At 55.5% G+C, this 12,441-nt stretch carries 13 protein-coding genes; 1 reads left to right on the top strand and 12 read right to left on the bottom strand.

What is annotated here, in order from left to right:
- Positions 1-411: 411 nt before the first annotated feature.
- The 12 genes from lepB to QZ292_RS07295 all read right to left on the bottom strand — a co-directional run bounded on the left by lepB (position 412) and on the right by QZ292_RS07295 (position 11,710).
- Positions 412-1,332 carry a signal peptidase I gene (gene lepB, locus QZ292_RS07350; protein ID WP_294600001.1) on the bottom strand — a complete coding sequence of 307 codons (921 nt, stop codon included), beginning with the start codon at positions 1,330-1,332 and terminating at the stop codon, positions 412-414.
- Between the two features lie 33 nt (positions 1,333-1,365).
- Positions 1,366-3,240 carry an O-antigen ligase family protein gene (locus QZ292_RS07345; RefSeq protein WP_294599998.1) on the bottom strand — a complete coding sequence of 625 codons (1,875 nt, stop codon included), beginning with the start codon at positions 3,238-3,240 and terminating at the stop codon, positions 1,366-1,368.
- Positions 3,241-3,251: 11 nt separating this feature from the next.
- Complete coding sequence (locus QZ292_RS07340) at positions 3,252-3,671, bottom strand: hypothetical protein (protein ID WP_294599995.1); 420 nt, start codon at positions 3,669-3,671, stop codon at positions 3,252-3,254.
- 169 nt (positions 3,672-3,840) lie between these two features.
- Entirely contained in the window at positions 3,841-4,986 is a 1,146-nt protein-coding gene (locus QZ292_RS07335) for a 6-bladed beta-propeller (RefSeq protein WP_294599993.1), read from the bottom strand.
- Between the two features lie 81 nt (positions 4,987-5,067).
- Positions 5,068-5,352: a hypothetical protein gene (locus QZ292_RS07330; RefSeq protein WP_294599992.1), complete on the bottom strand. Its 285-nt coding sequence runs from the start codon at positions 5,350-5,352 to the stop codon at positions 5,068-5,070.
- 149 nt (positions 5,353-5,501) lie between these two features.
- Positions 5,502-6,038: a hypothetical protein gene (locus QZ292_RS07325; RefSeq protein ID WP_294599989.1), complete on the bottom strand. Its 537-nt coding sequence runs from the start codon at positions 6,036-6,038 to the stop codon at positions 5,502-5,504.
- Positions 6,035-7,114 carry a BF3164 family lipoprotein gene (locus QZ292_RS07320; RefSeq protein WP_294599986.1) on the bottom strand — a complete coding sequence of 360 codons (1,080 nt, stop codon included), beginning with the start codon at positions 7,112-7,114 and terminating at the stop codon, positions 6,035-6,037. Before QZ292_RS07320 ends, QZ292_RS07325 begins: the two co-directional genes overlap by 4 nt.
- 85 nt (positions 7,115-7,199) lie before the next feature.
- Positions 7,200-7,475: a hypothetical protein gene (locus tag QZ292_RS07315; RefSeq protein WP_294599983.1), complete on the bottom strand. Its 276-nt coding sequence runs from the start codon at positions 7,473-7,475 to the stop codon at positions 7,200-7,202.
- Positions 7,476-7,621: 146 nt separating this feature from the next.
- On the bottom strand, positions 7,622-8,089 hold the full coding sequence (locus tag QZ292_RS07310; RefSeq protein ID WP_294599981.1) for a hypothetical protein: 468 nt from the start codon (positions 8,087-8,089) through the stop codon (positions 7,622-7,624).
- A gap of 112 nt (positions 8,090-8,201) precedes the next feature.
- A complete protein-coding gene (locus QZ292_RS07305) occupies positions 8,202-9,455 on the bottom strand; it encodes a BF3164 family lipoprotein (RefSeq protein ID WP_294599979.1) in 1,254 nt (417 codons plus the stop codon).
- A gap of 418 nt (positions 9,456-9,873) precedes the next feature.
- Positions 9,874-11,382, bottom strand: coding sequence for a Gfo/Idh/MocA family oxidoreductase (locus QZ292_RS07300; protein WP_294599976.1), 1,509 nt, complete (start codon positions 11,380-11,382; stop codon positions 9,874-9,876).
- 34 nt (positions 11,383-11,416) lie between these two features.
- On the bottom strand, positions 11,417-11,710 hold the full coding sequence (locus QZ292_RS07295) for a hypothetical protein (protein WP_294599973.1): 294 nt from the start codon (positions 11,708-11,710) through the stop codon (positions 11,417-11,419).
- A gap of 157 nt (positions 11,711-11,867) precedes the next feature.
- On the opposite strand from QZ292_RS07295, the gene QZ292_RS07290 reads away from it, so the two are divergent.
- On the top strand, positions 11,868-12,017 hold the full coding sequence (locus QZ292_RS07290) for a hypothetical protein (RefSeq protein WP_294599971.1): 150 nt from the start codon (positions 11,868-11,870) through the stop codon (positions 12,015-12,017).
- The last annotated feature ends 424 nt before the right edge of the window (positions 12,018-12,441 follow it).

Genomic DNA, 12,441 nt, shown 5'->3' with positions numbered 1-12,441 from the left:
CCCAGGCGTAGGCCTGCAACTCGACGGAGCTCGTTTCCGGCCTCGCTGGCTCCGACCCGCTCCGATTTCACACAATTTACAGCCAATAGCTCCACCACGTTTCGCGCGCCTTGGCGGCGACGCGCGGGGCATTTCAATCGTCGCCCGCGGCAATTCTTGCTCGATTGGCTCGCCGCCAATCGGCAGAATATGCCCTCTTTGCGGGCGGGCGACGGATTTCCCGCGCGCCTTGGGGAAATCCTGTCAAAACGCACCAGTGCATTTTGACGATTTCCCTTTTAAGGCGTGGCGCGCGGTCGAGCTTAGAACCAGACGGAACTGCCGCTTTTTGTAAAAAGCGGCACCAAAAACTTTTGTGATAGCTGCGCTACGCCTTAGGCTCCGCAAGACTCAGACTGCGGACGCCGCTGCCTACTCCTCTGCCGCGGGGTGGTACGAGACGTCGCGCCAAAAACGACGCCACCGAACCTGCTCGCGCTGGCGATCGTAGGAATAGGCTACGCGGGTCACGACGCCCAGCACGAAAACCTCAGGAATGAAGCCCCAATACCGCGAATCCATCGAGGCGGTCGTATTGTCGCCGCACGCAAAGTAGAAGTTGTCCTCGAACGTATAGTGGGTCACGATGCTGTCGCCCAGCACCGTCCGGCGCAGCGAGTCGAGCCGGGGACGGTGGCCCGTCTCGTACTCCACGGCCGCCGCATACAGGGCGAGGTTCGAACTGTCCAGCGGAATCCGGTCTCCCCGGCGCGGCACGTAGATCGGCCCGAAATCCCGGATCGTCCAACGCCCGTAGGCTGAATCGGGAGCCACCGTAAACCGCGTCTCGGGCGGGTAGAGCGACAGATCGAACCGGGCCAGCTCCCGCTGGCTGCGCGGCAGGCCCACCGTTCCCTCCACGCCGCGCACCCGGATCACGCCCCGCTCGGCATAGACCGAGTCGCCCGGGAGCGCTACGCAACGCTTCACGAACAAAGTATTGAAATCGAACGCGATACGGCCCCACCCCCGCGCATAGGGATAGTTGAAGACGATGATATCGCCGCGCTGCAACGGCCGAAGTCCCCGGTAAGTCCACCGCCGGATGTCGGGTTTCTCGGCCCCCATGCTCTCGAAACTGCGATGGAGGCGGGCGCCGAAAAGGGCCTTGTTGACGATGATCCGGTCGCCGGCCAGCAGGGTCGGATACATCGACTCGGTCGGCACGGTGAACATCTCCCAGCAGAAAAACCGCGACAGAACCATCACGCATCCCGGCAGAACCACCAACAGGAAGATCCCCACGCCCCGGAGCAGGGTCTGCCACCACTTTCTTTTGTGCCGTATGGTCATCTTTCCGTGTGTTTTACGCCTGCAAAGATAGGGTTATTCGAGCCACTTCCGCACCCGGGCGCGCATCTCGCGCACGGCGGGCGAGGAGACCCGCTCGTCGAACTCCAGCACGCGGCGGCCCATGGCACGCATCCGGTCCTCCTGGCCGCTCTCGCGGTAGAGGTCGGTCAGCAGGTAGAGCGGATAGAGGCGGCCCGGTACCACGGCCCAGGCACGGAGATAGGCCTGCTCGGCAGAGGGGTAGTCGCCGAGCGTCCGGTAGTTGTTGCCCAGCAGGTTATAGAGCATCGGATCGGAGCTGAGCCCCACGGCGCGCTCCAGAATCGCGATGCTGCCGGCCGGGTCGCCGACTTTGTTCCGCACGTTGGCCCACTCGAAAAGAAACGAGGGTTCGGCATCCAACACCGGGGCAAGGCGCTCATAGTCGGCGGCAACGGTCTCGAACCGCTCCATCCGGTAGAGGGGTTCGAGACGGCCCCACGCCGCATAAGTCCGCCTCAACGGCCACGCCGTCCAAAAGGATAACGCGCTGACGACCAAACAAAATCCGAGCACTACCCCACTCCCGATCCGGTCGCCCGCACGCACGCCGGCAACAGAACGGGTGTCGTACAGCCCGCCGATGCCGACAGCGACCAGGAGCATCCACAACACGCGAAACGATAGCAATTGCAAGGGGTAGGAAGCCGCGGCGAAGACGGACAGGGCGGCCAGTGCGGCGGCAAAACCGCATCCTCCGCTGCGCCACCTTCGCCGAAAGCCGCGGAAGGCGAAAAACAGTACGGCGACCATTAGCAGCAAACCGGGCAGGCCCAGTTCGGCGGCGAGCTGGAGGTAGTCGTTAAAGGCGGCTCCGGCACTGCCGGCGACCTGCCGTTCGCCGTCGGTGGCGTGGGGGGAGCTCAGCCAGGCGGCCTGACAGTCGCCGTAAACGCCGGCGAAGCGTCCGGGGCCGACACCGTCCCACGGCCGGTCGGCGATCATCCGCAGGGTGGTTTTCCACATCAGCAGGCGGCCGTCGGCGGAGCGGGCTTTCATGCGGTAAGCGGCGAGTGTCCCGCCGACGAGCACCAGTCCGGCGAGCGGTACGAGTACCCACACAACCCACTTCCGCCCCCGGATCCACCGCCAGAGGGGCCGGACGAGCGGTTCCCAGCCGACGATCAGAAGGGCGGTCAGGGCGCCGAGCCAGGCGATGCGGCTCTGGGTGGCGGGCAGCAGCAGAAGGGCGCCAAGCAGAAAGAGGCCCGAGAGTCCGAATGTCCAGAAGCCGGGCGAAAGCAGGAGTTTCGCCTGCCATCCCCGCCGTTCGAGGTAGCGGGCCAAGGGTCGCCCGAGCCGCACGATTCGGTCGAGGGCAATGCCGGAGACGAGGGCGAGAAAACCGCCCAACGGGGCGGGGTTATGGAAGGTGCCGGTCACCCGGAAGCGGGCGTGGTTCGAGAGGCCGTAGCCGTAGAGTTGGCGGAGGCCGATGATCTCCTGGGCGAGACCGGCGAGGAGCAGCAGGAGGATGATTCCGCGGAAGATTCGCTTGCGGTGGCGCCGGGAGCCGGACGAAAGGCTGATCCGCAGGTCGAGGTACCACACAATGAGCAGCAGGCTGCTCCACACGCCGATCCGTGGCAACGCTCCGCCACTGGCGCCGCGCAGGGCGGCATAGAGTCCCAGCGCGACGACAAGGCTGTCGCCCAGGCGGAAGCCGGTGGCCAAACGGGGTGTCGCGACGAGGGTTCGGAGGGCGGCGACGAGGGTCAGCAGGCCGACGAGGGGGAGAAAGTAGAAGAACTGGGAGCTCTCCATTCCTGCGGGGGGCAGCGCGCCGGGCACGAAGAGGGTGCCGAGCAGTGCGCCGATCAGCAGGAGGCTCGGCAGGAAGAAAAGGCGGGATGGCTGGTTGCGGAACATGCCCATATGACTCAATTCCGGTCGGGGTTGTCTTTCTCGTCCTGCCTGTCGGGCAGGGTGCCGCCGTTGGCGACGAGGCGGGCGATGGTAGACTTATACAAGTCCCACATCTTCGCGTTCCCGATCGGCGAGCCGACGAGCACGACGCGGTTCTCTCTGTCCAACAAAAAGGTGTGAAAACGGAAATCGGATGGTATGGGATTGGCGTTTAGAAATAACTTGGCACTGTCCGGTCGAATGACGACGATCTCTCGGATACGCGCAATATGGGATTCTGTTACAGCTGCTTCCATACGGGGCATCTCTCGTTCTTCGACCACAAAAAGAACCTGTACGGAGTCGATACCCGTTTGGCGCAATTCGTTGATTTTGACATGCCACTCCGGTAGTCTGAGCGAACAGACGCCGCATTCTCCTTCGCCGACGTACACGAGGATACGAGGCTGATTCGTTGTAGAAGCAGGGGGCAAAACAAGTTCCGAACGGGTCAACTCGGCCAAGAGAACGGCGTCTTTTTTCGGACTGTTGCCACAGGAAGACAACAACAGGACACTGAATATTAGTAAATAAATTGATTGTGAATTTTTCATGGATTCGGGATCAATGAACGTCACTCAAAGTGTAGAAAACCAGTATACAATCTCCGTTATCCAAATGGGACTGAATGTTTTGAGGCAGATTCTTGGCCGACGGGGATATTTGTTTGAGTAAGGCCTCGGAGTCGGGGGTGATCCAGCTGACAAATACGGAATCGTTGAGCGGATAAAATCCGGCACTGCGATCCCGAATCAGATTTTTTTCTCCGTCCAAATAAATTTTATGAGTACGTAAATCGACCAAAAATGTGTCGAATTGTCCGCCGGGCATGATGATCGATCCGATCAGATAAGGGCCGATAATAATCGGATTCCAGGCGCCGATCTGATAATAATTGAAATCTTCATCGGCTGGAAGTTCATTGATCTGACGACGTTTTTCGTAAGGGATTTTTTGACTTTTCGGAAAGTCCAGATAAATACAACCGAAAGGAATACCCTGCCGATTGTACAAATAGACAGAATCACAACCTTCCTGTGTTCGAATGATTAAAGAATCGGAAGATTCGACCAACAAGCAACGTGTGTCGTTCGGCCCGTACTTTTTTCGTTTCCACTCTTCTGCCAAACGATTATCGGTTTTATACAGGCCGTATCGGTTCTCCGGGTGCTCGCCGTAATAGATGGTACCGGTCCACAAAAAACCGGTGTCGCAAGCCGCGAAACTGGCGAAATCGGGATTGGGAAGAGGAAGATCTTCTCGGAAGCGACCGTCGAGTGTATAAACTGCCATTTTCTCGGCATTTCCGTCGACAATAAAGACCGAACTGTCCCGAATGGTGAAATCGTCTATTTTGACGACTTCTCCCGGGCCTTTCCCTGTCCGACCGATGTGTCTCAGATAGCGACCCTCCGGACTGAAGACCCGGATTCCGTAACGGGCGTTTCCATAGGAATCTTGTATGTAGATTTCATTATTGTGTATCAATATCTTGGATATACCGGACAAAAAACTCTCGGGCGTGCTTTCGAGCGGAACATACCGGATATCGGCGATTCGAGTCTGTAAGGTTTGCGAGGGCAGGGTCTCCCATTCGACAGTGCGGGTAGGAACAGACGTGCTCTCTGCAGTTGGGGTGGCGTCCGGGGAGGGGACGCAAGCACAAAACAAAACAACTGCTGCCAAACAACATATGCTGTGACGATTCATATCTTGATGTATTTTACAAAATAACGGAAATAAGCCACTCGCAGAAGCGTCGAAACTTCTGCGAGTGATTAAGCATGGCTCCTACAACAGACAATGGATGTTAATACAATCTCCACCATCCAATTTGCCCTGGCAAATTACATGGTGTGTTTTGCATCGTGGGCATATGTGTTTCTCTGGATGGCTGGGCCCTTGTACAATGGGAAACTCATCTATTTTAAGTGTTCCCATTGCTTCGAGATTCTGGAGGGTCAAGTCGGACATCTCCGGCTGTTGGGTTTGCGCTTTGAGGTAGGTCATCACCGACGCACTGCCAATCAGGGCTGCGCCGCCGGCAACCAACAGGATTTTGGTTAATTTCTTCATGGTTTCATGAATTAAACAGTTAAACATTTATCTCGCTCTCCGGCCTCGTGGCCGAATCGCGCTCTCAAATATACGGCTTTGATTTAAAATAATAAAATTTCCGTGAATCGTTTTGTTTTCGAAAATATTTTAGAACAACTTCCAGTCACCTACTCGGCGGCAGCGGCGGGCAGGGTGCCGCCGTTGGCGACGAGGCGGGCGATGGTAGACTTATACAAGTCCCACATCTTCGCATTCCCGATCGGGGAGCCGACGAGCACGACGCGGTTCTCCCGATCCAAAAGGAAGGTGTGGAACACAGGGTTCGCCGGCAGGCCGGGGTTCGAGCGCTCGAAAACCCCGGCGGTGTCGAGAAATACTGGATAATCGAAACGCATGGAACGCAATAAAGATCGAACGCTTGGGGCTTGTAGGCCATTGGCATGAAAAATAAACAATGTCTGTTCTGCAGGGATACTTGCTTCGGCCAACTCTTTCGGCCATTGATCCAGCGTACGTAAGGTACATAAATTGCATTGGGAAGACGCTGAATAAACAATTATTCTGATGCGAGACGAGTCCCGTTCATGAAAGCCACAGACAATCGTATCGCCGACAAATTGCTGTATGGATTGGGCGGCGTGTGGGTGGCAACTGTAGCTCCCGAATAAAACCGAGACAAGTAAAAACGCATATCGATAAATCATTTCTTTTCTTTGATTCTTAACAACGAATACAAACCGTTCTGATACGAGGTGGCAAAGAAGCAGTCAGCGGCATCATCACGGGCAATGGTAGTCAGCATACGGTCTGTCTGCAGTTGCCGGATCGGATTACCTTGCCAGTCGAATACGGAGATTCGGGTGGTGAATGGCTGTTCCGGGTTCTCTTTTTTTAATTCGGAACCGAGACAGCCGTTCAGCAAGGTGTATAAATAGCGATCGGTTGTGGCAACGCTTTCGAATCCGATAATGGTTTTATCACCCCATGTAATGTGCAGCGGATTTGCAGATAGTTCGACGTATTGCGGAGAATAGATTCCGGTCACGGAAGAGGAAACAACAGAGTCGGCAGTCAGGTCAAAAATCTCCAGAATAGCACCGATATAGGTGGTTTGGGCGAACTGCGTAAGGTCGGGTTTTATGTAAAGTCGCGAACCGTAAGAAAAAATGGCGGATTCGAGCTCATTATTCTGCGAAACGGTTTCGAACAGTCGAGGGAACCGATCATAGGTAAAAACGATACTGTCCGAGACAGCATCATAAATTCCGATGCGTTTCTGCGCTTCAAAACTTAATAACAGATAACGATTAGGTTGGTAAGGGACGGCTTGTGAGACGGTGGGCAACGCCGGAAGATGAATTTCCCGAAAGGAGGTCGTCAGATGTTCCAAATCATGCAAGTCATACTCTACGATTCTGTCGGTATTATAGACGGAAACAACTCCGGGGTGAGGAACAAAAAATTGCGAAGGATTAAGCAATTCGCCCGGACCCTTTCCTTTTCTCCCGAATCGACCTATGTGTCGTCCTGTCTGGTCAAACAGATTGAAGTAGTAATCCGGAGCCATTAGGTCGAGAACAACGATTAAAGAGTCCACACACTGGGATTGAATCGGATAAACGAACGGGAAATCCGAATTGAGTTCTTCAACCTCGCAAGTGTCTTGAGGAACGACAAAATCGTCTTCGAAATAAGTGATCGCATGCGATTTCGAGGGGTTGTCATGACAGGCGGCCAAAAAACCCAACAAGAGGACTAAGAAAAATGGAGGTATTTTCATGAGATTATGAGGAATTTAAGGGGTTATACGATTATAAAATCAGGGATGAGACATATTCTTCTCATCCCTAATGAACTCTGTCTAACTAATTTTTACTGCAATGATGTCGATTAACAAACGTGGATCCTAATGCACTATAGGAATAACCACAATCGCAATTGAACGAGCACCAGCCAAACCATCCATCACAACTGCTCTCAGATTCCAAGTCCTTACCTACGGCCAACGTTTCAATGTTCGCCAACGTGAGTTTTTCTTGTGCCGACATCGGCGTTTGTGCTTTAAGGTAGGTCACCACCGACCCGCTGCCAATCAGGGCTGCACCGCCGGCAGCCAACAGGATTTTGGTTAATTTCTTCATGACAACATGAATTAAAAAGTGAAAAAATAGTTTTACGCCCGATTTGAAACCGAACCGCACTTCAAACATAAACATTACAATCGAATATTCCTAATTTTCTACGAATTATTTTATTTTTAAAATTATTCAAGAATATATACCGACCATCACTGTCTCAAAGACACCTCCGTCTGTCGGTCGGTCAGGGTGCCGCCGTTGGCGACGAGGCGGGAGATGGTGCTCTTATACAGCTCCCACATCTTGGGGTTCCCGATCGGGGAGCCGACGAGCACGACGCGGTTCTCCCGATCCAAAAGGAAGGTGTGGAACACGGGGTTCGTCGGCAAACCGGGGTTCGAGCGCTCGAATGCACCGCACGAGTCGTAAAAAACCGGAGCTGTAAAACGATGGACTTGCAGGCCAGAATATAATTTTTCCCACCGGGCGGGAGCGAAAATAAACACAAATGCAGTCGCCGGAGATAAGGAGTCCATCTCTGCCATGTGTCGTTTCCACTGCGACAGAACTTTCAGGCTGCAATCGTCGCATCCCTCCGATCGGATATAGACCACTATCTTGACAGCTGCAGTCGTGTCGGGAGACCCTTGGGTTGATTCTCCGATGATCTCGATCATCAATTCTTTGGGAAAAACAACGGTTGTACCAATAAAATGGCCGATCGGCGAATGACCGGAGCCACAACTCATAAACACTGCGCACAAAATGCCGACAGTGCTATAAATCCATTTATAATTGAAAGTCATCGGAATTGAAATTGATCCGAAGCAATTGATATTCTCCGCTCTCTTCATCAAATGCCATTCCATAAATCAAGCCGTGGCTTTCATCCACGCTAAAGCATTCGATCAGGCGGCTCAATTTTAGCCGACACACCGGCCGGCCGCTCCAATCGAATACATGGATGTATGCGGAACCTTCCGCTGCAAGAGGATCGGAGGTTAAAGACTGTTGGCTAATCAGGGCATAGATGTACCGGTCGGAAATCTGCACATCGAGCACGCCCAACAGGGTCTCGTCGATGGTTCCGACCCACCGGGGACGAGTTCCCTCTATGATGCGATAAATCGGCGGTGTGAAAGCCAACAAGGTATCGGATTGAATCCGGTCTTTGTCGATCGAGAAAAGTTCCAAAGCAGCTCCGACATAACAACTCTGTACCATCTTCCGCCCGTCGCGCGTAATGCGGGTGCACGGGAAGTAGTTCCAAACGGAACGGTTGGCTTCCGCATCTTCGCTTGTCAGAAGCGGATAATCAGAATAAAGAACTCGGACACTGTCCTGCTCCAGTTTCCCGAAACGGAGCGGATCGACATGGCCGGCCACATAATAACTTCCATCGTGGGCTATGATTTGCGAGAAATAGGAGCTGTTTTGCGGATTTTGCCGGTAATCCAGATAACGAACGGAATCGTTCGACGATACGGGCAGACGGAATCGCACCAAGCGTTTCTGTCGAGCATCCCAGAGAGCCAACGACCGGTCGGTCGGATCGATCGTAGGGCTGGTTGGCATGATAACCTCGCCGGGGCCGTTCCCTTTGCGACCTACGGAATAAAGGAATCGACCGTCGCGGTCGGAAAAGACATGAAATACGGATTCCCGGTCCAGAAAATCGAAAACAATCAACAAACTGTCATACCTTAAAATCTGTTCGGGGTAGACGAACGGATAGCTGTCATTGAGGATATCTGACGCACATAGTTGCTCGGGAAGGGATTCGGGCAGAGATGTGAATGTGACAGCGGTATGATCATCCGAGGTACACCCCGTCCACACAAAAAGACCGGAAATGACGATTGTTAAAAAATATTTACAAACCATATACTTCGTCATGTAAACAACGGATCGATCTGACCATTTTACCAGATCGATCCGTGTGAGATACTTACAAATCAACAGAACACTTATGTGTTCCTTTAAAAGATCCACTTCCATAATCTGCACCACCGCAGAGGTGACATTGAACTCTGCAATGGCCACGAGTTCCGGTGCATATGACCTTAGTCTCCTGGTCGATTCCAAATTCCAACCCCATGGCTTCGATATTCGCCAACGTGAGCGTTTCCTGTGCGGAGACAGGGGTCTGTGCTTTGAGGTAGGTCATCACCGACCCGCCGCAAATCAGGGCTGCGCCACCGGCAGCCAACAGGAACCTGTGTGCGGTTTTTCGCGGGCAGCACAAAGGGATGTTCTCCGTTCATGCCATCGAGCCGCCTCTCCAAAAATAATCAATCGCCCGGAAAATACCTAAACTCAGACGAATTATTTTATTTTTAAAATTATTCAAGAATAAATAAAGCTTCGCCGCTAAAAAAGGTAGGGCGAACACTGCCGCCCTGCCCTACTCGTCCCCTCCTATCCGGAGGAGAAATTTTCGCTAAAAACCAGCCGGGTGCTGCTACTCGCCAGCCGCATCCCCGATGCCCAGCGCCGCTGCGTCGGACGGGGTAAAGGCGTAGTGCTGACCCTGCGTCCGGTTCCACGCGCCGCGCGTGAAGTCCGGAACAGCCACCGGTGCGCTCCCGTTCTCGATCGAGAGCTCCGAAAGGCCGGTCAGGCACGACATCTCGGCGGCGTCGTAAACGTCCATGTCCAGCGGCAAGCCGTTCCGCAGGCAGTAGATCAACCGGTAGTCCATCACGAAGTCCATCCCGCCGTGGCCGCCCACCTCCTGGGCCAGGGCCCCCACCTGACGGATCACGGGGTGCTGGTAGTCGGCCATCAGGCGGTCGAAGGTCTCGCGCGGAACGTAGCTGTGGCCGCTCAGGTTCTGATAATCCAGCCCCTGCACCGCCTCGTTGTCGGCTTCGAGCGAAATCCCGGGCGAGGGATACTTCTGTGCAAAGCCTTTCGTGCCGCTCACCTGATGGATCCGGCTGTAGGGCCGCGGGCTGGTCACGTCGTGCTGCACCATCATGGTCTTGCCGTTCTCGGTGCGGATCAGGGTGGTGGTGTGGTCGCCCATCCGGTAAGGGGTCTTGGCATAGGCCGAGGTGTCGCCGAACTTCTTCCGGGCATATTCGGTCATCCCGAACTGGTCGGTGTTCATCGACACGAGGGTGTTCATCTTATCGCCGCGGTGAATCCCCAGAATCTGAGAGATCGGCCCGAGGCCGTGGGTCGGATAGACGTCGCCGGTGCGGCGGGTGTTCTGCTTCAGACGCCACATGTCGGCGTAGTGCCCGGGTTCGCCCTCTTCGGCGAAGTTCATGGAGCGGAGGTCGTGCAGATAGGCCCCTTCGGTGTGTACGACGTTGCCGAAGAGCCCTTTCTGGGCCATATTCAGGGTGGCCATCTCGAAGTTGTCGTAGACGCAGTTTTCGAGCATCATGCAGTGTTTGCGGGTCTGCTCGGCGGTATTGACGAGCTCCCAGCATTCGTCGATGCTCATGGCGGCGGGCACTTCGATGGCGGCGTGTTTGCCCTCTTTCATGGCCTGTACGGCGATCGGGGTATGGGTGTCCCACCCGGTACAGATGTAGACGAGGTCGACGTCGGGCTGCGCGACCATCTTCCGCCACGCTGCGGTGTCGCCGAAGTATTCCTGCGCGGCGGGGAAGCCGTTCTGCTGCAACATGGCGTTGGAGGCTTTCACGCGGTCTTCATACACATCGCACAGGGCGACGATCTTCACGCCGGGGATGTGGGTGAACCGCCGTACGGCGTCGGCGCCGCGCATGCCGAGTCCGACAAATGCCACGCGGACGGTGTCGATCGGGTCGAGCGCGAGCCCGAGCACGTCGCTCTGCCCCTCTGCACGTTCGGGGACGGGGAGTTCGATGATGCCGTCGGCGTTCCGCTGTCCGATGCCGGAAACGGTACTATTTGAGGTAGATGTGCCGCAGCTTTGGAAGGCAAGGGTCGCGGCCAGGGCGACCGAAAGGAGTTGAACGATTCTGATTTTCATGAATTTAGAGAAGATGATTTGGGTAAGTTTATGGTTATTTGGTATGTTTGCAGACTTGGCTGAGTTCTTCGAAGAGCTTTTCGACGCCGTCGGTCATCTCGCGCCGGATCTGGGCGTAGTGTTTCTTCACCAGCGAGGGGTTGTGTTTCTCGGCGGGGCGGTTGATGCGGTCGAGGAGGGTGTTGTTCAGCTCGGCGGCTTTTTCGACGATGCCGAAGATGGCGTCGCGCTGTTCGGCGGGCTGGAAATAGAGCGCTACGTAGGCGTCCGAGATCACTGCGTTCACCAGATAGGCGAGGTCTTTTTTCAGGGTGCGGATACTTGCCATGATAAAAATTAGGTGTTTGTTTTTTGTAAATTTTCTCCAAAAGTAGTGATTCCGGCGGCAATTTCCAAGGCGGGGGGCGAAGAGTCCGAGGCCGCGGCGTCTGACACGGTGCGCCCCGGGCTACCGCGATCCGGGCAACAACGGCATATTCGGCGCCATGGGTGGCGTCGGTCTTCACGGATACAGTTGGTCGGCTGCGGTGAACGGTATCAGCGGACGATTTTTATGGTTCAACACGCAAGACCTATATCCCGCCCACACACACTATCGCGGCCACGGTTTTCAGTTGCGTTGCCTCTCGGAATAAACGGGGGCTGACACGGCCTTAGCGATGCGCAAGCATCGCCCGTCCCGCCGGGGTCACCCGGACGCCGCCCGCATAGGGCAGTCCTATCCTGTTAAGGTAGAGGCGGCCGGCCCTGTCGGAGTGCCCGAAGGCACCGCGCGCCACGCCTTAAGAAGCGATTCAACTATTTCGGCGCAAGCCGAAATAGAATGAATCGCGCAGGCGCGCGGACAGAAAACAACCTCCCCCTCTAAAAGCTCTTGCGACCCGCAGGGGCGCGCGGGCCGGAGCCACCCCAGGCGTAGGCCGGCAACTCGGCGAAGCTCGTTTCCGGCCACGCTGGCGCCGACCCGCTCCAGTACCGCCCAAAGACAACCAAGCCTCCGCCCTATTCGGCCTGTCGCCCACTCCCCCGAGGCGCTTCGCGCCTGGGCGACGAGGCCGG

This window comes from uncultured Rikenella sp., assembly GCF_910577125.1.
Classification (GTDB): Bacteria; Bacteroidota; Bacteroidia; order Bacteroidales; family Rikenellaceae; genus Rikenella.
Note: the sequence above shows the minus strand (reverse complement) of the source record. Positions and strands in the feature narration are given on the sequence as shown.

Bases quoted from the DNA above. Each gene is read 5' to 3' on its own strand.
- lepB (WP_294600001.1), bottom strand. From the start codon at position 1,332: ATGACCATACGGCACAAAAGAAAGTGGTGGCAGACCCTGCTCCGGGGC.
- QZ292_RS07345 (WP_294599998.1), bottom strand. From the start codon at position 3,240: ATGTTCCGCAACCAGCCATCCCGCCTTTTCTTCCTGCCGAGCCTCCTG.
- QZ292_RS07335 (WP_294599993.1), bottom strand. From the start codon at position 4,986: ATGAATCGTCACAGCATATGTTGTTTGGCAGCAGTTGTTTTGTTTTGT.
- QZ292_RS07330 (WP_294599992.1), bottom strand. From the start codon at position 5,352: ATGAAGAAATTAACCAAAATCCTGTTGGTTGCCGGCGGCGCAGCCCTG.
- QZ292_RS07325 (WP_294599989.1), bottom strand. From the start codon at position 6,038: ATGATTTATCGATATGCGTTTTTACTTGTCTCGGTTTTATTCGGGAGC.
- QZ292_RS07320 (WP_294599986.1), bottom strand. From the start codon at position 7,114: ATGAAAATACCTCCATTTTTCTTAGTCCTCTTGTTGGGTTTTTTGGCC.
- QZ292_RS07315 (WP_294599983.1), bottom strand. From the start codon at position 7,475: ATGAAGAAATTAACCAAAATCCTGTTGGCTGCCGGCGGTGCAGCCCTG.
- QZ292_RS07310 (WP_294599981.1), bottom strand. From the start codon at position 8,089: ATGATCGAGATCATCGGAGAATCAACCCAAGGGTCTCCCGACACGACT.
- QZ292_RS07300 (WP_294599976.1), bottom strand. From the start codon at position 11,382: ATGAAAATCAGAATCGTTCAACTCCTTTCGGTCGCCCTGGCCGCGACC.
- QZ292_RS07295 (WP_294599973.1), bottom strand. From the start codon at position 11,710: ATGGCAAGTATCCGCACCCTGAAAAAAGACCTCGCCTATCTGGTGAAC.
- QZ292_RS07290 (WP_294599971.1), top strand. From the start codon at position 11,868: ATGGGTGGCGTCGGTCTTCACGGATACAGTTGGTCGGCTGCGGTGAAC.